The organism is Streptomyces sp. NPDC007346 (assembly GCF_040703535.1).
Classification (GTDB): Bacteria; Actinomycetota; Actinomycetes; order Streptomycetales; family Streptomycetaceae; genus Streptomyces.
Genome location: NZ_JBEYKR010000053.1, coordinates 1 through 18,446, shown reverse-complemented (window position 1 = coordinate 18,446; position 18,446 = coordinate 1). Strand labels below are relative to the sequence as shown.

Annotated in this window: 17 protein-coding genes; 9 read left to right on the top strand and 8 right to left on the bottom strand. The window is 73.1% G+C overall.

Annotated features, from left to right (window positions below; translation table 11 throughout):
* Positions 1 to 8: 8 nt before the first annotated feature.
* The 4 genes from egtA to egtD are packed head-to-tail and all read left to right on the top strand — an operon-like array spanning position 9 to position 4,448.
* The gene (gene egtA, locus AB0917_RS16350) at positions 9 to 1,370 is read left to right on the top strand and encodes an ergothioneine biosynthesis glutamate--cysteine ligase EgtA (protein WP_366820204.1); all 1,362 of its coding nucleotides are present in this window, start codon (positions 9 to 11) and stop codon (positions 1,368 to 1,370) included.
* Positions 1,367 to 2,734: an ergothioneine biosynthesis protein EgtB gene (gene egtB / locus AB0917_RS16345; RefSeq protein WP_366820203.1), complete on the top strand. Its 1,368-nt coding sequence runs from the start codon at positions 1,367 to 1,369 to the stop codon at positions 2,732 to 2,734. The genes egtA and egtB overlap by 4 nt, the downstream gene beginning before the upstream one ends.
* Positions 2,734 to 3,489: an ergothioneine biosynthesis protein EgtC gene (egtC, locus tag AB0917_RS16340; protein WP_366820202.1), complete on the top strand. Its 756-nt coding sequence runs from the start codon at positions 2,734 to 2,736 to the stop codon at positions 3,487 to 3,489. Before egtB ends, egtC begins: the two co-directional genes overlap by 1 nt.
* Positions 3,486 to 4,448: an L-histidine N(alpha)-methyltransferase gene (gene egtD, locus AB0917_RS16335; RefSeq protein ID WP_366820201.1), complete on the top strand. Its 963-nt coding sequence runs from the start codon at positions 3,486 to 3,488 to the stop codon at positions 4,446 to 4,448. The genes egtC and egtD overlap by 4 nt, the downstream gene beginning before the upstream one ends.
* Here egtD and AB0917_RS16330 read toward each other — a convergent pair.
* The 3 genes from AB0917_RS16330 to AB0917_RS16320 form a co-directional block, all read right to left on the bottom strand.
* Positions 4,391 to 5,326 (bottom strand): lysophospholipid acyltransferase family protein, encoded by a 936-nt coding sequence (locus tag AB0917_RS16330; RefSeq protein ID WP_366820224.1) that lies wholly within the window; start codon positions 5,324 to 5,326, stop codon positions 4,391 to 4,393. The two genes, egtD and AB0917_RS16330, sit on opposite strands and share 58 nt — an antisense overlap.
* A 20-nt stretch (positions 5,327 to 5,346) precedes the next feature.
* Positions 5,347 to 6,150 (bottom strand): GNAT family N-acyltransferase, encoded by an 804-nt coding sequence (locus tag AB0917_RS16325; protein ID WP_366820200.1) that lies wholly within the window; start codon positions 6,148 to 6,150, stop codon positions 5,347 to 5,349.
* A gap of 180 nt (positions 6,151 to 6,330) precedes the next feature.
* The gene (locus AB0917_RS16320; protein WP_366820199.1) at positions 6,331 to 7,584 is read right to left on the bottom strand and encodes an extracellular solute-binding protein; all 1,254 of its coding nucleotides are present in this window, start codon (positions 7,582 to 7,584) and stop codon (positions 6,331 to 6,333) included.
* 202 nt (positions 7,585 to 7,786) lie between these two features.
* On the opposite strand from AB0917_RS16320, the gene AB0917_RS16315 reads away from it, so the two are divergent.
* The gene (locus AB0917_RS16315; RefSeq protein ID WP_366820198.1) at positions 7,787 to 8,002 is read left to right on the top strand and encodes a dodecin; all 216 of its coding nucleotides are present in this window, start codon (positions 7,787 to 7,789) and stop codon (positions 8,000 to 8,002) included.
* Here AB0917_RS16315 and AB0917_RS16310 read toward each other — a convergent pair whose 3' ends face one another.
* Positions 8,003 to 8,491, bottom strand: coding sequence for a hypothetical protein (locus AB0917_RS16310; protein ID WP_366820197.1), 489 nt, complete (start codon positions 8,489 to 8,491; stop codon positions 8,003 to 8,005). It lies immediately after the preceding gene.
* A gap of 116 nt (positions 8,492 to 8,607) precedes the next feature.
* On the opposite strand from AB0917_RS16310, the gene AB0917_RS16305 reads away from it, so the two are divergent.
* Complete coding sequence (locus tag AB0917_RS16305; RefSeq protein ID WP_366820196.1) at positions 8,608 to 9,618, top strand: MsnO8 family LLM class oxidoreductase; 1,011 nt, start codon at positions 8,608 to 8,610, stop codon at positions 9,616 to 9,618.
* 39 nt (positions 9,619 to 9,657) lie between these two features.
* Here AB0917_RS16305 and AB0917_RS16300 read toward each other — a convergent pair whose 3' ends face one another.
* Positions 9,658 to 10,251: a CGNR zinc finger domain-containing protein gene (locus AB0917_RS16300; RefSeq protein WP_366820195.1), complete on the bottom strand. Its 594-nt coding sequence runs from the start codon at positions 10,249 to 10,251 to the stop codon at positions 9,658 to 9,660.
* A 38-nt stretch (positions 10,252 to 10,289) separates the two neighbouring features.
* On the opposite strand from AB0917_RS16300, the gene AB0917_RS16295 reads away from it, so the two are divergent.
* Both AB0917_RS16295 and uvrA read left to right on the top strand, forming a co-directional pair.
* Complete coding sequence (locus AB0917_RS16295; RefSeq protein ID WP_366820194.1) at positions 10,290 to 11,498, top strand: MFS transporter; 1,209 nt, start codon at positions 10,290 to 10,292, stop codon at positions 11,496 to 11,498.
* A gap of 58 nt (positions 11,499 to 11,556) precedes the next feature.
* A complete protein-coding gene (uvrA, locus tag AB0917_RS16290; protein ID WP_366820193.1) occupies positions 11,557 to 13,980 on the top strand; it encodes an excinuclease ABC subunit UvrA in 2,424 nt (807 codons plus the stop codon).
* A gap of 78 nt (positions 13,981 to 14,058) precedes the next feature.
* Here uvrA and AB0917_RS16285 read toward each other — a convergent pair whose 3' ends face one another.
* From AB0917_RS16285 to AB0917_RS16275, 3 genes are read right to left on the bottom strand one after another with little or no spacing between them, the layout of a single operon-like run.
* Positions 14,059 to 14,805, bottom strand: coding sequence for a succinate dehydrogenase/fumarate reductase iron-sulfur subunit (locus AB0917_RS16285; protein ID WP_366820192.1), 747 nt, complete (start codon positions 14,803 to 14,805; stop codon positions 14,059 to 14,061).
* Positions 14,802 to 16,751: a fumarate reductase/succinate dehydrogenase flavoprotein subunit gene (locus tag AB0917_RS16280; protein ID WP_366820191.1), complete on the bottom strand. Its 1,950-nt coding sequence runs from the start codon at positions 16,749 to 16,751 to the stop codon at positions 14,802 to 14,804. Before AB0917_RS16280 ends, AB0917_RS16285 begins: the two co-directional genes overlap by 4 nt.
* A gap of 1 nt (position 16,752) precedes the next feature.
* On the bottom strand, positions 16,753 to 17,421 hold the full coding sequence (locus AB0917_RS16275; protein ID WP_366820223.1) for a succinate dehydrogenase: 669 nt from the start codon (positions 17,419 to 17,421) through the stop codon (positions 16,753 to 16,755).
* A gap of 131 nt (positions 17,422 to 17,552) precedes the next feature.
* Here AB0917_RS16275 and AB0917_RS16270 point away from each other — a divergent pair.
* A partial coding sequence (locus AB0917_RS16270; RefSeq protein ID WP_366820190.1) for a LysR substrate-binding domain-containing protein occupies positions 17,553 to 18,446 on the top strand: 894 nt, incomplete at its 3' end.

The following is an 18,446-nucleotide window of genomic DNA, read 5'->3' as shown; positions in this document are numbered from 1 at the left end:
GGCGCCTCATGTCCTCGGACCCACCTGGCGGCCCCGGACCGCGCCCGGACTGCGCCACCCTCGACGAGGGTGCGGCACAGGATTTACTGCGCGGCATCTGTTTCAAGACGGGCCCCCCTCGCACCGTGGGGGTCGAACTCGAATGGCTCATCCATGACCAGGAACGTCCCGCCGTGCCGGTGGCCCAGGAACGGCTGGACAGCGCGGTAGCGGCCCTGCGTGAGCTGCCCCTGAGCGCGGCGCTGACATTCGAGCCGGGCGGGCAGCTGGAGCTCAGCTCCCAGCCGGCCGGCTCCCTGATGGAGTGCGTCGAGACGACCGCGGCGGATCTGGCCGCCGTGCGCGGTTCGCTCGGCCGGGCCGGGCTCGCACCGGTCGGCCTCGGCGTGGACCCGTGGCAGACACCGCACCGCAGGCTGCGCGAGCCGCGTTACGACGCGATGGAGGCGGCGCTCGACCGGACGGGCCCGGCCGGACGGGCGATGATGTGCACCTCCGCCTCCGTCCAGGTCTGTCTGGACGCGGGCGAGGAGGAGCCGGGGCCGCTGGGCTACGGCCGGCGCTGGCAGCTCACCCATCTGCTCGGTGCCGTCCTGGTCGCCGCCTTCGCCAACTCTCCGTTCCAGCAGGGCCGTCGGACCGGCTGGAAGTCGACCCGGCAGGCCCTGTGGACCGATCTCGACCCGGTACGGGCGCTGGCGCCGGGCGGCGGACTGCCCCCGCGTGAGGCCTGGGCCGCGCACGTACTGGACACGACCGTGATGTGCGTCCGCTGCGCGGAGGGCCCCTGGGACGTGCCGGAGGGCCTCACCTTCCGGGAGTGGATCCGCACCGGCGCGCCCCGGCCGCCGGTCCGGGCCGATCTCGACTACCACATCACCACCCTCTTCCCGCCGGTCCGGCCGCGCGGGCACCTCGAACTGCGCATGATCGACGCGCAGAGCGGCGCGGACGGGTGGCTGGTGCCGCTCGCCGTCGCCACCGCCCTGTTCGACGACCCGGAGGCCGCCGAGACCGTGTACCGCACCGTGAAGCCCCTTGCCGAGTCGGCGGGATCCGCCGCCGCGCCGCGCAACCCGCTCTGGACGACGGCCGCCCGCGAGGGCCTGGCCGATCCGGAGCTGCGGGCGGCGGCCACCGTGTGCTTCGACACCGCGCTGACGGCGCTGGACCGGATGGGGGCCGGTAAGGCGGTACGGGACACCGTGGCGGCCTTCAACGACCGCTATGTGGCCCAGGGCCGATGTCCGGCCGACGATCTGCTCGAACCGGGCGCTCGGCATGACGCGATCCTGCCGGCGGGCGCCGCGGACGGCCCCGCGGCCGGGCCGGCCTCCGAGCCGCACACCGGAAGGGTGACCTCAGCATGAGCGACGACCGTGTCCCCTCCGTCCCCGCCGCGGACGGCTTCCCGCCGGGCCCCGGCGACCACGGCCCCGAGGCGCTCCGGCGGCGCGCGCTCGACGCGCTGCTCACCGCCCGCGCCCGCACCGCCACCCTGACCGACTGTGTGGACGACGGCGAACTCACCGCCCAGCACTCCCCGTTGATGTCTCCGCTCGTCTGGGACCTGGCCCACATCGGCAACCAGGAGGAGCAGTGGCTGCTCCGCGCCGTGGGCGGCCGGCAGGCGCTGCGCCCCGAGATGGACGGGCTGTACGACGCCTTCGAGCACCCCCGCTCCGCCCGGCCCTCGCTGCCGCTGCTGGCGCCGGCCGAGGCGCGGACGTACGCCTCCGACGTGCGGGGCAGGGCGCTGGACATTCTGGAGGGCGCTCCGCTGCACGAAGGGGGGCGTCCGCTGGAGCGGGCCGGGTTCGCCTTCGGGATGATCGCCCAGCACGAACAGCAGCACGACGAGACGATGCTGATCACCCATCAGCTGCGCACGGGCCCGGTCGCACTGACCGCACCCGCGCCGCCCGCACCCACCGACGCCGACGCGCTGCCCGACGAAGTCCTCGTTGCGGCGGGCCCGTTCACCATGGGCACCTCCGCCGAGCCGTGGGCCCTGGACAACGAACGTCCCGCGCACCGGCGGGAGGTGGCCGCGTTCCACCTGGACACCGCCCCCGTCACCTGCGGCGCCTACCGGCGGTTCATCGAGGACGGCGGGTACACCGACCCCCGCTGGTGGGCCCCCGAGGGCTGGGCCATGGTCCGCGAACACGACCTGTCCGCACCGCTGTTCTGGCACCGGGACGCCGGGCAGTGGCTGCGCCGCCGGTTCGGGGTGACCGAGCCGGTGCCGGACGACGAGCCGGTGCTGCACGTCAGCTGGTACGAGGCGGACGCGTACGCGCGCTGGGCGGGCAGGCGGCTGCCCACCGAGAGCGAGTGGGAGAAGGCCGCCCGGCACGATCCCGCCACCGGGCGTTCGCTGCGCTACCCGTGGGGCGACGCGGACCCGACACCCGAGCGGGCCAACCTCGGCCAGCGCCATCTGCGTCCGGCGCGGGCCGGCGCGTATCCGGCGGGCCGGGCGCCGTCCGGCGCGGGCCAGCTGATCGGCGATGTGTGGGAGTGGACGTCGAGCGACTTCCTGCCCTACCCGGGGTTCGTGGCCTTCCCCTACCGGGAGTACTCGGAGGTGTTCTTCGGTCCGGGCCACAAGGTGCTGCGCGGCGGCTCGTTCGCCGTGGACCAGGTGGCCTGCCGGGGCACGTTCCGCAACTGGGACCTGCCGGTGCGGCGGCAGATCTTCTCCGGGTTCCGCACCGCGAGGGACGCCTGATGTGCCGTCACATCGCCTACGTGGGCGATGCGGTGGCCCTCGGCGCCGTCCTCTCCGACCCGCCACACGCCCTGCTGCGCCAGTCCTGGGCGCCGCGCCGGCAGCGGTACGGCACGGTCAACGCGGACGGCTTCGGCGTCGGCTGGTACGCGGACGGCGACCCGGTCCCCGGCCGCTACCGGCGCCAGGGCCCGATCTGGCACGACCAGACCTTCACCGATCTGGCCCGGGTGGTGCGGACCACGGCCCTGCTCGCCGCCGTACGGGACGCCACCGAGCCGGGTGCGGACGGGGAGGCCGCGGCCGCTCCGTACGCCGCCGGGCGGCTGCTGTTCAGCCACAACGGCGCGGTCCCGGGCTGGCCGGCCTCCCTCGCGGGCCCGGCCGCCGCCCTGCCCGCGCGGGAGCTGCTGTCGCTGGCCGCCCGTAACGACTCCGCGCTGGTATGGGCGCTGATCCTCCACCGCGTCGCCGCGGGGGACGAGCTGGCGACGGCGGTCGCGGAGACCGTCCGGGAGGTCGCCGAGGCGGCCCCCGGTTCCCGCCTCAATCTGCTGGTCACGGACGGCGCCGCCATCGTGGCCACCGCCTGGGGCGACTCCCTCTGGCACCTCCATGATCCGGGCCGCTCGACCGCGGTGGCCTCGGAGCCGTACGACGACGATCCGCGCTGGCGCGAGGTCCCCGACCGCACCCTGCTGGCCGCGACCTCCGCAGACGTCACCCCCACACCGCTCAAGGAGCCCGCCGCGTGAGCCCATTCCTGCTGACCCGCACCCTGCCGGAGGACGCGACGGGGGCGGCGCTGCGCGCCGACGTCCTGAGCGGTCTGACCCGGCACCCCAAGACGCTGCCGCCCAAGTGGTTCTACGACGCGCGCGGCAGCGAGCTGTTCGAGGAGATCACCCGGCTGCCCGAGTACTACCCGACCCGCGCGGAGCGGGAGATCCTGGAGGAGCACTCGGCAGAGATCGCCGCCGCCTCGGGGGCCCGGACCGTGATCGAACTGGGCTCGGGCTCCTCGGAGAAGACCCGTCACCTGCTGAACGCCCTGACCGGGCTGGAGAGTTACGTACCGGTGGACGTCAGCGAGAGCGCGCTGACGGGGGCCGCTGAGGCGCTGCTCGCCGAGCATCCCGGGCTCTCCGTGCACGCCCTGATCGCTGACTTCACCGGCGGTCTCGCGCTGCCCGGCACGCCGGGGCCCCGGCTGGTGGCCTTCCTGGGCGGCACGATCGGCAATCTGCTCCCCGAGGAGCGGGCCGGGTTCCTGCACTCGGTGCGCTCGCTCCTCACCCCGGGCGACGCGCTGCTGCTCGGCACGGACCTGGTGAAGGACGAGGAGACACTGGTCGCGGCGTACGACGACTCGTCGGGCGTGACGGCCGCCTTCAACAAGAACGTGCTGAACGTCGTCAACCGGGAGCTGGGCGCGGACTTCCCGCTCGAGGACTTCGAGCACGTCGCGGTGTGGAACCCGGAGCAGCGGTGGATCGAGATGCGGCTGCGCGCCCGCCGGGCGCTGAGCGTGAAGATCCGGGAGCTGGACCTGGTGGTGCCGTTCGAGGCCGGTGAGGAGCTGCGTACGGAGGTGTCGGCGAAGTTCCGCCAGGAGGATGTGCGCGAGGAGCTGGCCGCCGCCGGGCTCCGGCTCGCTCAGTGGTGGACGGACGCGCGGGGGAGGTTCGCCCTGTCACTGGCCACGGCGGTCTGAGCCGCCGTGGGCCGAGGGGTGTCCGCCGGCCCACGGGCCGCCGGCGCCCGGGGAGCCGTCGTCGTCCGGCCGGTGCCGGCGACGGCGGCTCCTGCCGCGCGGGCCAGACCACGGCGGCCGGGCTCACCGCTCGCGGAGGAGGACATGTGGCCGCCCGCCGGGATCGGGGCGAGGACGTCGACCTCGGCGGTGAGCCCCGCCGCCCGCACCACCCGCCACAGGGACGCGGCCAGCGGGTCGTCCCCGACGAACGCGACCGCGCCCGCGGGACGGTAGGTGATGCGGACGGGGCGCACGGAGGCCTCCGCGTCGATCGCCGCCTGGAACACGGCCGGCCGGAACGCCCCGCCGCTCCCCCGCCCGCACCAGGTGCTGCCCTCGGGGAACGCCACGACACGGGAGCCCGAGCGCAGGGCCTCGGCGACGGTGCTCACCGCACCCGGCAGGGCGAGCAGCCGGTCCCGGTCGATGAAGAGCGTGCCGCCGAGCCCGGCGAGCCGTCCGAGCAGCGGCCACCGCCCGACCTCGCTCTTGGCCAGCATCCGGCCGGGCAGCGCGGCGGCGACGAGCGGGACGTCGAGCCAGGAGATGTGGTTGGCGACGACGAGCTCGCCGCCGGTGACCGGGGCGTACGGATGCACCCGGACCCTCACCCGTACGCCGAAGGCACGCGGTACGCCGCGCGCCCAGCGCCGCACCAGCCACGTGCGCGGGCCCGCCCGGAGCAGGCGGACCGGCAGGGCGCAGGCCACGCCCAGCAGGGTCCACACGCAGCCGGCCAGCAGCCGCAGGAGGGCGGGCAGCGGCGCCCGGACCGTTCCGGTGTGCCGGGCGCAGCTCCGCGGGGTGCAGGGGGCGACGGGCAGCCAGGCGCTCACGCACGCGGTGGGTGAAGCGCTCATGCCGGCGGTACGAGCGAGAGGAAGTGGCGCAGGTAGCGGGGGTCGGTGCGACGCAGCGAGAGCAGGACGTACAGGTCGGCGACGTTGAACTCGGGGTCGTACGCCGGGGCCCCGCAGACCCAGGCGCCGAGCCGCAGATAGCCGCGGAGCAGGGGCGGCAGGTCGGCCCTCGAGCCGGGGCCGGCGTCGGGGTGGGCGGAGGGGTCCCAGAGGCGGTGCGGGGTGACCCAGTGCTCCTCGGGCGCCAGGTGCGCGGTGCGTACGGTGTTCCAGCTGCGGGCGGCGAGCGTGCCGCCGTCGGCCAGCGGCAGGGAGCAGCAGCCGGCGAGCCAGGTGTGGCCCGAGCGCACCATGTAGCGGGCGAGTCCGGCCCAGACGAGGGCGATGACGGCGCCGTCGCGGTGGGCGGGGTGGACGCAGGAGCGGCCGACCTCGACGAGGTCGTCGCGGATGGGGGCGAGGCGGGTGAGGTCGAACTCGCCCTCCGCGTAGAGCCGTCCGGCTCTCCAGGCGCGGTCGGGCGGCAGCAGGCGGTAGGTGGCGACCACCTCGTCCGTGGCCGTCTCGCGGACCAGGAGGTGGTCGCAGTACGCGTCGAACGCGTCGCTGTCGAGGCCGGGTTCGGGGCCTTCCAGCCTGGCCCCGAGCTCCCCGGCGAACACCTGGTGGCGCAGGCGCTGGGCGGCGCGTACGTCCTCCTGGCAGGTGGCGAGGGTGACGCGGTAGGCCGGTTCTGGGGAGCGGGTAGCGGCGGGGGCCGGTGCCGAAGGGGCGGCCGGGGCGGCGGGCAGCACGGTCATGGCGGTCTCCGGGTACGGATCGGCTGGGGCGGCTGCCGGATCTTCGCGGGGTGCGAAGGCCCGGCCCCCTACTTCTTCCGTCACCGGCTGGATTCGACGTGACCGCTGTGGAGCGCGGGGATGTGCGACGGCTGAATCCCCAGGGACGCCGCCCGGCGCGCCGGCCGTCCGGCGGCCGGGTCAGCTGCCGGCGAGCATGGCCGTGATGCGCTCCGACGCCGTCTTCGCCTCCCGGGCCGGGTCACCGCCCGTGAGCACCGCCGTCATGTACGGCTTGATCGGGTTCTCCGCCTCGACCTTGGCCCACTGCGAGGAGTTGGGCGTGGCGCGGCCCTGGGTCGCGCCTTCGGCCATCGCGGCGGTGCCCTCCTCGCCCTCGACGACATGGGCCAGGCTCGGCTTGTTGGGGACGTAGCTCATGGTGCGGGCGAGTTCGGTCTGCCACTTCTCGCTCGCCAGCGCCTTGACGACGGCGATACCGGCGCTGCGCTGGTCGGCCTTCTTGGGGACGATGAGGTCGGAGCCGCCGGTGAAGACGGAGCCGGGGCCCTTGGCGGTCTTGCCGGGAATGGGGAAGTAGCCGAGCTTTCCCTTGAGTTCGGGGTTCTTCTGCTCGATCAGCGCGGCGCTTCCGGGAAGCGCGATGATCTGCGCGACGTCTCCCTCGGCGAATACGTCGTTCTGCGGCGGCTTCTCCTCGTCGGAGTCCATGGGCCCGTCACCGAGCGCCTGGAGTTCCTTGTAGAAGTTCATTCCGGCGAGCGCCTCGGGGGTGTCCAGCGTGCCCCGCCAGTCACCGCCGCCGCCCTCGGCGAGTTCGCCGCCCTCGTCCCAGATGAATCCCGCCAGCACGTACCAGTTCTGACCGGCCAGGTAAATGCCCTGCTGGTCCTGCGTGTTGAGTTTCTCGGTGTCCTTGATCCACTCGGCACGCGTCTTGGGAGCCTCGTCGATACCCGCGGCCTTGAAGATCTCCTTGTTGTAGATCACCACGCGGTTGGCCGCGTACCAGGGGATGCCGTACTGCACCCCGCTGATCTGGCCGGGCTGGGCGAGACCGGGCAGCCAGTCCTCGCTGCCCAGGTCACGCATCGACTCGAGGGTGAGGTCGCGCAGGTTGCCGCTCTCCGCGTACTGCGCGACCTGCGTGTTTCCGACCTCGATCACATCCGGCGCGTCATCGCTCTCCAGGGCTTCCAGGACCTTGGGGCCGATGCCGCCCCACTCCTGGATCTTGAACTCCAGCTTGACGGAGGGATTCTCCTTCTCGTACGAGCTGGTGAACTTCTCCAGGAACCCCTGCGAGACGCTGTCCTTCATCAGCCAGACCGTCACCGTCCGGTCGCCGCCACCCGATCCGGAGAAGTAGCCACATCCACTGAGCGTGACGGACGAGACGAGCGCGACGGCTCCGACGAGTATGCGGTTCTTCACGTGGTCACCTTCTGCGAAACGGCACGACGAAATCAGGACCCGGTGTGGGGGATTGCGGGCGACGCTCGCACGGGTGTTTGGCTGAATTTTGGTATGGACCATTGCGTAGGTCAAGGCGCGTGCTCGCCCCGATTCGCCCCACTCGCCCCCTCGCGTAACCCCGGAGATTGAGGCACCGTGGTCACCAGAGAGGAGACAAAACATGCCCAATCACACCTATCGGGTCACCGAAATCGTAGGAACCTCCGAGGAGGGCGTAGACGCGGCGATCCGGAACGGCATCGCAAGAGCCGCGGAAACGTTGCACAATCTCGACTGGTTCGAGATTAACCAAGTTCGTGGTCATATCGAAGATGGCCGAATCGCGCACTATCAAGTCGGACTGAAGGTCGGCTTCCGACTCGACGAAAACGCCTGATCACGTACGCCCGTCACGCTCCTGGGCATCCTTCAGCGCCTGTGACGGGTCGAACCAGCGGGCCCGCACCACGGGGAATCCGGCCACCTCGGCCGCATCGCAGACCAGCTCGTCGTCGTCGACGAGCATGCGTACCTCACGCGACCGGCCCAGCCGCCGGAGGATGTCGAGCTTCGTTTGGCGGGCCGGACGCCGGTCGTCGTTGCGCCGCATGAACAGCTGCCCCTCGGGCAGCCCCTGACGACTCAGCCACGCCACGGTGTCCCGGCGGCAGCGCTCGGGCCGCCCGGTCAGGTAGACCACCTCGCACTCCTGGGCGCTGCCGAGCACGAGCGCCACCCCCTCGGCCAGCGAGGGATCGTCCGGGGCCGCCGCGAAGAAGCCGGACCAGTCGCGCTTGGCCCCCTCCAGGAAGTGCTGCCGGTGGGCGGTGTCGGCCAGGGTCCCGTCGAGATCGAATACGGCCAGCGGCCGGGCGTCGTCGTTCACCCGGCCAGCTTAGGAAGTTCCGGCGCCGACCGCGTCCGCGGACTCGGCACCGACCGCGCCTCGAAACACCGGCCCAGCCGCGGGAATCCTGACCGGGCGGGGACGTTGAACAGGGTGTGAGCTCTGTGATCGCCTCGACCCGGTTCTCCTTCCTGGACCGCTCCCGCACCCGTGAGGGGCACGACGGCCCCCAGGCGCTGCGTGACACCGTGACGCTGGCGCGGGAGGTGGAGGCCCTCGGCTATCACCGCTTCTGGGTCTCCGAGCACCACAGCGTGCCGGGCGTCGCGGGCTCCGCGCCGACGGTCCTGGCCGCCGCCGTCGCCGCCGCGACCTCCGCCGTCCGGGTCGGCACCGGCGGGGTGATGCTCCCCAACCACCAGCCGCTCGTCGTGGCCGAGCAGTTCGGGGTGCTCGCCTCCCTCTTCCCCGGCCGGATCGACATGGGGCTCGGCCGTTCCGTGGGGTTCACCGACGGCGTACGCCGGGCGCTCGGCCACGGCAAGGAAGACGCGGAGGACTTCCCCGGGCGCCTCGCCGAACTGCTCGGCTGGATCGACGGCACCCAGCGGGCCCACCCCCAGGTGCACGCCCGCCCGGCGGAGGGCCTGCGCATCCCCGCCTACGTCCTGGCGATCGGCGAGGGCGCGGCGGTCGCGGCCGCCGCCGGTCTCCCCCTGGTCATCGGCGACCTGCGCGGCCGGGAGAAGGTGCTGCGCGCCATCGAGGTGTACCGCAGGGACTTTCGCCCCTCGTCCCGCGCCGAGCGCCCCGAGGTGATCGTCTCCGGCACGGTCGCCGTCGCCGCCACGCAGGAGGAGGCCCGGCGCCTGCTGATCCCGGAGGCCTGGGCCATGGCGTACGCACGCACCCACGGCAGCTTCCCCCCACTGGCGCCCGTCGAGGAGATCGAGAGCCGCACGATGACGGCGAAGGAGCGCGCGCTGTACGAGGGCGGGCTCGACGGCCACATCCACGGCACCGAGGAGCAGGTCACCGAGCAGCTGGAGACGGCGATCAAGGAGACCGGGGCGGACGAGGTGCTCGTCACGACCAGTACGTACGACCGCCAGGCCCTGGTGGACTCGCTGCGGCGGCTGGCCGGGATCGTACGGAGCGGCCGGTGAGCGGGGCGCGTCACCCCGGGTGACGGCACTGCGGACGGCTCATCCGGGCCCGTCCTCCCGCCTTGCGAGCTGACGCCGGTGGGCGGCGACGCGTTCGCGGGTCGCGCACCGGCGTGAGCAGTAGCGCCGGTCCGGGCCGCTGCCCTGGTCGACGAAGACGTCGGGGCAGCTCGATGAGGCGCAGATCCTGCCGGGCGGGCGTTGCCGGTCCCAGACGAGGACGGCCAGCGCCATGCAGGACGAGGCCAGGAGCCACTCGCCCCAGGGAGCGTCGTCGTCGCGGTCGATGTGGGGGTGCCAGGGGCTGTCGCCGCCGTGGGAGGTGAGCCGGAGCGGCCCGGTGTGCTCCCGCAGGAGCCGGTTGAGCGCGGCGGCCGCCCCGTCGGCGTCGGGGGCGGCGAAGACCTCGCGCAGCCGGGCGGCCGCCGTACGCATCCGCGCGATGTCCTGCGGGGTGAGGGTGACGGTGCCGGCCTCCCCGTACGCGCGGAGCACCTCGGCCACGTCACCGGGGTCGGGGCGTTCACCGGCGAGGGCGTTGACGAGGGCGGCGGCACGTCGGGCGGTGGTCAGCACGGAGTGCCGGGTGGACCAGTCGTCGGCGGTGGAGGGCACGGACTCAATGTAACGCATATTGCGCAGTTTTACGTTACCTCCGTAGCCTCCCGCCCATGGCAGACCGTCGCTCCTCCTTCCGCGCCTACCTGGGCGGAGCGCTGGCAGCGCGCGCCGGGGACGACATGGCGGGTCCGGCGCTCCTGCTGGCCGGGCTGGCCCTCACCGGATCGGCCACCGGGGCGTCCTCGCTGCTCGCGGCCATCACCGTCTCCGCGGCGGTCGGCGGCCCGGTGCTGGGGGCGCTGCTCGACCGGGCGGCCCGGCCGGGCCGTCTGCTGGCCGGAGCGCTCGTCCTGTACGCCACGGGCCTGGCGACGATCCTCGGGGGACTCGGCCGTGCGCCGATCGCCGTCACCCTCCTGGTCGCGGTGGTCACCGGGCTGCTGGGGCCCGCGCTGTCGGGCGGCTGGACGGCCCAGCTGCCCCGGGTCGTGCGGGGCGACCGGCTGCCCAGGGCGAACGCGCTGGACGCGATGACGTTCGGCGTGGCGGGCCTGGCGGGGCCGGCCCTCGCGGGCGGCGTGGCCGAGGCGCTGGGGGCACCGGCGGCCGTGGTGGTCTCCGCGGTGCTCATCACGGCGGCCGCGCCCGCCGCCTGGCGCCTTCCTCCGTCGGCCGGACCGGCGGCGCCGTCGCGGCCCGTGCCGCTGCGCGGAGCGATAGCCGCCGGGGTCCGGGCCATCGCCGGCAGTCCGCCCCTGGCGCGGGCGACCCTCACCTCGGTCCTGTCCTGTGCGGCTCAGGGGATGATGGTCGCCTGCCTCCCGCTCCTGGGCCAACGCGTCCTCGGCGGAGCCGGTTTCGGCGCTGCGCTGCTCTCGTGTGCGGCGCTGTCCGCGCTGGTGGCCAACGCCGTGCTGGCTCGGTATCCGCGCGCGCTCGCCCCCGACACGGTCCTCTGGGCCGCCCCGCTGGTCCAGGCCGCCGCGTTGGCCCTGGCCGCCACGGGGCGGCCCGCGGCGCTCGTCGTCGCCGTGGTCGTCGTCGGCATCGGTGAGGGGCCGCAACTCACCGCCCTGTTCGCGGTACGCCACCGGGAGGCGCCGGACCGTCTGCGCGGCCAGGTCTTCACCACCGGCGCCAGCGCGAAGATCACCGGGTTCGCCCTGGGAGCGGCGGCGGCCGGACCGCTGACGGGCTGGTCCCTACCCGGTGCGCTCCTGGTGGCGTCGGGCACGGCGGCCCTCGCCGCGCCGGCCTTCTTCGCCGTTCCCTCCGGCGGCGACCCGCCCCGACCGGCCCGGACAACCACCCGCGCCTAGAATCGAACCGTTTGTCCCTTCCGGTGTCCCACCCCACCCCCGTACGGAGCCGAGCCCCATGCCCTCCCCCCATGATCCGTACGTCCGGGTGCGCGGCGCGCGCGAGCACAACCTCCAGGACGTGAACGTCGACATCCCGCGCGACACGCTCACGGTCTTCACCGGGGTCTCCGGGTCGGGCAAGTCCTCGCTGGCGTTCGGGACGATCTACGCCGAGGCCCAGCGGCGCTACTTCGAGTCGGTCGCCCCCTACGCGCGCCGGCTCATCCACCAGGTGGGCGCCCCCGCCGTCGGGGAGATCACCGGGTTGCCGCCCGCGGTCTCCCTGGAGCAGCGACGCTCCACGCCCGGGGCCCGGTCGTCCGTGGGGACGGTGACCACGCTCTCCAACTCGCTGCGGATGCTGTTCTCCCGGGCCGGGGAGTATCCGGCGGGCGCCGAGCGGCTCGACTCCGACGCGTTCTCCCCCAACACCGCGGCCGGGGCCTGCCCCGAGTGCCACGGTCTGGGGCGCATCCACCGGACGGACGAGGAGCTGCTCGTCCCCGACCCCTCGCTGTCGATCCGGGACGGCGCGGTCGCCGCGTGGCCGGGCGCCTGGCAGGGGAAGAACCTGCGGGACGTGCTGGACACCCTGGGGTACGACGTCGACCGGCCGTGGCGTGAGCTGGCGGCGAAGGACCGGGAGTGGATCCTGTTCACCGACGAGCAGCCGGTGGTGACGGTGCATCCGGTACGGGACGCGGGCCGCATCCAACGCCCGTACCAGGGCACGTACATGAGCGCCCGGCGCTATGTGCTGCACACCTTCGCCGAGACCAGGAGCCGTACGCTGCGGGCGAAGGCCGAGCGCTTCCTGACGAGCGTGTCGTGTCCGGTGTGCGACGGGAGCAGGCTGCGGCCGGAGGCGATGGCGGTGACCGTCGCCGGGCGGACCGTCGCGGAGTTGGCCGCGCTGCCGCTCTCCGCCCTGGCGGAGGTGCTCGCGGGCGCCGGGGCGGGCGGTGAGGAGACGGCCCGGGTGCTCACCGGTGACCTGCTGGCCCGGATCGGGACGGTGACCGAGCTGGGGCTCGGGTATCTGAGCCTGGACCGGACGGCCCCGACGCTCTCCTCGGGTGAGCTGCAACGGCTGCGGCTGGCCACGCAGTTGCGCTCCGGCCTGTTCGGCGTCGTCTACGTCCTGGACGAGCCGTCGGCCGGGCTGCACCCCGCCGACACGGAGTCCCTGCTCGCGGTGGTCGGCCGGCTCAAGGAGGCCGGGAACTCGGTCTTCGTGGTGGAGCACCAGATGGATGTGGTGCGGCGGGCGGACTGGCTGGTGGACGTGGGCCCACTGGCCGGGGAGCACGGCGGGCGGGTGCTGCACAGCGGCCCGCCCCAGGGGCTCGCCGATGTGCCGGAGTCGGCGACGCGGCGGTTCCTGTTCCCGGCGGGAGACGAGGGCCCGGCCCCGGTACGGGAGCCGCGCACCCCGTCCGGGTGGATCCGGCTCGCCGGGGTTGAGCGGCACAATGTGCGCGGCGTCGACGCGGCGTTCCCGCTCGGGGTGTTCACGGCGGTGACCGGCGTGTCGGGGTCGGGCAAGTCGACCCTGGTGGGGCAGGTGCTCGCCGGGGTGCTGGCGGACCGGCGGACGGGCGAGGAGGCCGGGGTGGCCGAGCGGTTCTGCGCTTCGGCGAGCGGGCTCGACGCGGTGGACCGGCTCGTCCAGGTCGACCAGAAGCCGATCGGGCGCACGCCCCGGTCCAACCTGGCCACGTACACCGGGCTCTTCGACACCGTACGGAAGCTCTTCGCAGGGACGGAGGCCGCGCGGGAGCGGGGCTACACGGCGGGGCGGTTCTCGTTCAACGTGAGCGGCGGGCGGTGCGAGAGATGCCAGGGCGAGGGGTTCGTCTCGGTGGAGCTGCTCTTCCTGCCCAGTACGTACGCGCCCTGCCCGGACTGCCACGGCGCGCGGTACAACCCTGAGACCCTGGAGGTCACGCTGCGCGGGCTGACGGTCTCCCAGGTCCTGGATCTGACGGTGGAGTCGGCGGCCGGCTTCTTCGCCGGGACCCCGGCCGCCGAGCGCGCGCTGAGGACCCTGCTGGACGTGGGGCTGGGCTATCTGCGGCTCGGGCAGCCGGCCACGGAGCTGTCCGGCGGCGAGGCGCAGCGCATCAAGCTCGCCTCCGAGCTCCAGCGCACCCGTCGCGGGCACACCCTGTATCTGCTGGACGAGCCGACGACGGGGCTGCATCCGGCCGATGTGGAGGTGCTGATGCGGCAGTTGCACGCTCTGGTGGACGCCCACAACACGGTGGTGGTCGTGGAACACGACATGGCCGTGGTGGCGGGGGCCGACCAGGTGATCGACCTGGGGCCCGAGGGCGGCGACCGAGGCGGCAGGATCGTGGCGAGCGGCACCCCGCAGGAGGTGGCGCGGGCGGCCAAGAGCCGTACGGCGCCGTATCTGGCGAAGGCGCTGCGGCGCTGATCCCCTACGGTTGCGCGCCGCCGGCCCGCGTACGGCCCCGGGTTCCGCCTCCGGGGCCGCAGCGGGCCGGCTCCCGCGTCAGCGGTGGACCTTGCGGGTCGCGCGCAGCCACTCCTTGTTCATCGCCGCGATCGAGGGCAGGGGGATGCCCTTCGGGCAGGCGGTCGCGCACTCGCCGGCCAGGGTGCAGCCGCCGAAGCCCTCCTCGTCCATCTGGGCCACCATGTCCAGGACCCGGGTCTCCCGCTCCGGGGCGCCCTGCGGCAGGACGTTGAGGTGGACGACCTTGGCGGCGGTGAAGAGCATCGCGGAGCCGTTGGGGCAGGCCGCCACGCAGGCGCCGCAGCCGATGCACTCGGCGTTCTCGAAGGCCAGTTCGGCGCTGGGCTTGGGCACCGGGGTGGCGTGCGCGTCGGGCGCGGTGCCGGTGGGGGCGGAGATGTAGCCGCCGGACTGGATGATGCGGTCGAAGGAGGAGCGGTCCACGACCAGGTCCTTGATGACCGGGAAGGCGGAGGCCCGCCACGGCTCGATGTCGATCGTGTCGCCGTCGGCGAAGGAGCGCATGTGGAGCTGGCAGGTGGTGGTGCGCTCCGGGCCGTGGGCGTCGCCGTTGATGACGAGGCTGCACGCGCCGCAGATGCCCTCGCGGCAGTCGTGGTCGAAGGCGACGGGCTCGTCCCCGGCGAGGGTGAGCTCCTCGTTGAGGGTGTCGAGCATCTCCAGGAACGACATGTCCTGGGAGATCCCGTCGACTTCGTAGGTGGCCATGGCTCCGGGCGCTTCGGCGTCTCGCTGGCGCCAGACGCGCAGGGTGAGCTTCATGCGTAGCTCCGCTGAGTGGGGTGGACGTACTCGAAGACGAGGTCTTCCTTGTGCAGGACGGGGGCGCCGCCGGTGGCGGTGAACTCCCAGGCGGCCGCGTACGAGAACTCCTCGTCGCGCCGCTCGGCCTCGCCCTCGGGGGTCTGGGACTCGGCGCGGAAGTGGCCGCCGCAGGACTCGGCGCGGTGCAGGGCGTCCAGGCACATGAGCTCGGCGAGCTCCAGGTAGTCGACGATGCGGTTGGCCTTCTCCAGCGACTGGTTGAACTGTTCGCCGGTGCCGGGGACCTTGATGCGGCGCCAGAACTCCTCGCGGATCTCGGGGATCTTGGCGAGCGCCTTGCGCAGTCCGTCCTCGGTGCGGGCCATCCCGCAGTGCTCCCACATGAGTTCACCGATCTCGCGGTGGAAGGAGTCGGGGGTGCGGTCGCCGTCGACGGAGAGCAGCAGGTTGATGCGGTCCTCGGTCTCCGCCACCACCTCGGCGACGGCGGGGTGTCCGTCGTCGACCCGCTCGGTGTGCGGGTTGCGGGCGAGGTAGTCGTTGATCGTGGAGGGCAGGACGAAGTAGCCGTCGGCGAGGCCCTGCATCAGCGCGGAGGCGCCGAGGCGGTTGGCCCCGTGGTCGGAGAAGTTCGCCTCGCCGATCGCGAAGAGGCCGGGGATGGTGGTCTGGAGGTCGTAGTCGACCCAGAGGCCGCCCATCGTGTAGTGCACGGCGGGGTAGATCCGCATGGGGACCGTGTAGGGGTCCTCGTCGGTGATCCGCTGGTACATGTCGAAGAGGTTGCCGTACTTCGCCTCGACCGTCTTGCGGCCCATCCTCCCGATGGCCTCGGCGAAGTCCAGGTAGACCCCCTGCCCGCCGGGGCCGACGCCGCGCCCCTCGTCGCAGACGTTCTTGGCGGCGCGGGAGGCGATGTCGCGGGGCACCAGGTTGCCGAAGGAGGGGTAGATGCGCTCCAGGTAGTAGTCGCGCTCGTCCTCGGGGATCCGGTCGGCCGGGCGGTCGTCGCCCTTGGCCTTGGGGACCCAGATGCGGCCGTCGTTGCGCAGCGACTCGCTCATCAGGGTGAGCTTGGACTGGTGCTCGCCGGTGCGCGGGATGCAGGTGGGGTGGATCTGGGTGAAGCAGGGGTTGGCGAAGTAGGCGCCGCGCCGGTGGGCCCGCCAGATCGCGGTGGCGTTGGAGTTCATGGCGTTGGTCGACAGGTAGAAGACGTTGCCGTAGCCGCCGGTGGCCAGGACGACCGCGTCGGCGAAGTAGGTGTCGATCTTCCCGGTGACCAGGTCGCGGGCGACGATCCCGCGCGCCTTGCCGTCGACCACGATCAGGTCCAGCATCTCGGTACGGGCGTGGAGTTCGACGTTGCCCGTGGCGATCTGCCGGGAGAGCGCCTGGTAGGCGCCGAGGAGGAGCTGCTGCCCGGTCTGGCCGCGCGCGTAGAACGTACGGGAGACCTGGACGCCGCCGAAGGAGCGGTTGTCGAGCAGGCCGCCGTACTCGCGGGCGAAGGGGACGCCCTGGGCGACGCACTGGTCGATGATCTCGACGGAGATCTGGGCGAGCCGGTGGACGTTGGACTCCCGGGCGCGGAAGTCGCCGCCCTTGACGGTGTCGTAGAAGAGCCGGTGGATCGAGTCGCCGTCGTTGCGGTAGTTCTTGGCGGCGTTGATGCCGCCCTGGGCGGCGACCGAGTGGGCGCGCCGGGGCGAGTCCTGGAAGCAGAACTGGACGACGTGGTAGCCCTGTTCGGCGAGGGTGGCGCCGGCCGAGCCGCCGGCCAGTCCGGTGCCGACGACGATGACGGTGTGCTTGCGCCGGTTGGCGGGGTTCACGAGCCTGGCCTGGAAGCGGCGGGTGTCCCAGCGTTCGGCGACGGGGCCCTCGGGGGCCTTGGTGTCGGCGACGGGCTCGCCCGTGGCGTAGTGCGTGTAGTCGGGCATGTCAGCTCACCACTCCGGTCATGACGGCGACGGGTACGGAGATGAAGCCCACCGTCAGCACCGCTGCGAGAACGTTGGCGAGGGTCTTCAGGATGCGGTCGCGGGTCGCGTTGCCGACGCCGAGCGTCTGCGCGGCGCTCCAGAAGCCGTGCTGGACGTGCAGGCCGAGGGCGAGCATCGCGACGATGTAGATGACGTTGCCGTACCAGGTCGAGAAGGTGTCGATGACGTTCTGGTACGGGTGGCCGGCCTCGAAGCTGGTGTGGACGGTCCCGGTCGTCAGGTCGAGGATGTGCCAGACGATGAAGAGCGCGAGGATGACGCCGCCCCAGCGCATGGTCCGGGTGGCGTAGCCGGCGCGGGGCCTCTTGTGGACGTACTTGGCCGGGCGCGCTCTGATGTCGCGCCGGCTCAGCTGGTACGCGGAGACGCCGTGCAGCACGACGGCGGCGAGCAGCACCACGCGGACGATCCACAGCGCCCACTCGTAGTGCAGGATCGGTTCGCCCATGGTGCGCAGCCAGTGGGCGTAGCCGTCGAACTCACCGGGCCCGAAGAAGATCTTCAGGTTGCCCGCCATGTGGGCGACGAGGTACCCGAGCATGACCAGACCGGTCACGGCCATGATCGTCTTCTTGCCGACGGTCGAGTCCCAGAGCGTACGCGTCATCGACGGCCGTCGGTCCGTCCGCGTTGCCAATGCCATGGACACGACGGTAGGGGCGAAAGGCCGATCGGTCCAACACATGACACGGCTGAACTTCATAGGCTCTACCTATCGGACCACCGTAGCCTTGTTCCATGCACTTCCAGCAGCTCACCTACTTCGTGGCCGTGGCCGAGACCCTGCACTTCACACGGGCGGCCGAGGCCGTGCACGTGTCGCAGCCCTCGCTCTCCCAGCAGATCCGGGCGCTGGAGAGCGAGCTGGGCGCCGAGCTGTTCAGCCGGGCCCGGGGCAACATCGCCCTCACCGACGCGGGCGAGGCGCTGCTGCCGCTGGCCCGGCGGATCCTCGCGGACGCGGAGACCGCGCGCCACGAGGTGCAGGAGCTGGTGCAGCTGCGCAGCGGCCGGGTCAGGCTCGGGGCGACGCCGAGCCTCTGTACGGGGCTGCTGCCCGATGTGCTGCGCGCCTTCCACGACCTGCATCCGGGGGTGCGGCTGCTGCTGGAGGAGGGCGGTTCGCACGATCTCGTACGGCAGTTGGCGCGGGGCGCGCTCGACCTGGCCCTGGTGGTGCTGCCGCTGCCGGCCGCCTCCCCGGCGCTGACCACGGTGGAACTGCTGCGCGAGGACCTGGTGGTGGTGTCGTCGGCCGCGGAGCCGGCCCCCGGGCACGGAGGCCGGGTGCGGATCGCCGATCTCGCAGGGGCCCCGCTGGTGATGTTCCGGCACGGCTACAACCTGCGGGAGCTGACGCTCGCCGCCTGCCGCGCGGAGGGGTTCGAGCCCACGTTCACGGTGGAGGGCGGCGAGATGGACGCCGTGCTCGGCTTCGTACGGGCCGGGCTCGGCATCGCGGTGGTGCCGAGCATGGCCGCGCACCGGGCCGGCCACGACCTGCGGAGGACCCCGCTGGCCCGGCCCGGCCTGCGGCGCACCATCGCGCTGGCGCACCGCAGCGACGTGGCCCCGCCCCGGGCGGCCCGGGAGCTCCAGCGGTTGGTGCTGGTGCACGCGCCGGGGGGCGGG

Coding starts and splice junctions, on each gene's coding strand:
- egtA (WP_366820204.1), top strand. CDS start 9: ATGTCCTCGGACCCACCTGGCGGCCCCGGACCGCGCCCGGACTGCGCC.
- egtB (WP_366820203.1), top strand. CDS start 1,367: ATGAGCGACGACCGTGTCCCCTCCGTCCCCGCCGCGGACGGCTTCCCG.
- egtC (WP_366820202.1), top strand. CDS start 2,734: ATGTGCCGTCACATCGCCTACGTGGGCGATGCGGTGGCCCTCGGCGCC.
- AB0917_RS16325 (WP_366820200.1), bottom strand. CDS start 6,150: ATGACCGTGCTGCCCGCCGCCCCGGCCGCCCCTTCGGCACCGGCCCCC.
- AB0917_RS16315 (WP_366820198.1), top strand. CDS start 7,787: ATGCCCAATCACACCTATCGGGTCACCGAAATCGTAGGAACCTCCGAG.
- AB0917_RS16300 (WP_366820195.1), bottom strand. CDS start 10,251: ATGCGTTACATTGAGTCCGTGCCCTCCACCGCCGACGACTGGTCCACC.
- AB0917_RS16295 (WP_366820194.1), top strand. CDS start 10,290: ATGGCAGACCGTCGCTCCTCCTTCCGCGCCTACCTGGGCGGAGCGCTG.
- uvrA (WP_366820193.1), top strand. CDS start 11,557: ATGCCCTCCCCCCATGATCCGTACGTCCGGGTGCGCGGCGCGCGCGAG.
- AB0917_RS16285 (WP_366820192.1), bottom strand. CDS start 14,805: ATGAAGCTCACCCTGCGCGTCTGGCGCCAGCGAGACGCCGAAGCGCCC.
- AB0917_RS16280 (WP_366820191.1), bottom strand. CDS start 16,751: ATGCCCGACTACACGCACTACGCCACGGGCGAGCCCGTCGCCGACACC.
- AB0917_RS16275 (WP_366820223.1), bottom strand. CDS start 17,421: ATGACGCGTACGCTCTGGGACTCGACCGTCGGCAAGAAGACGATCATG.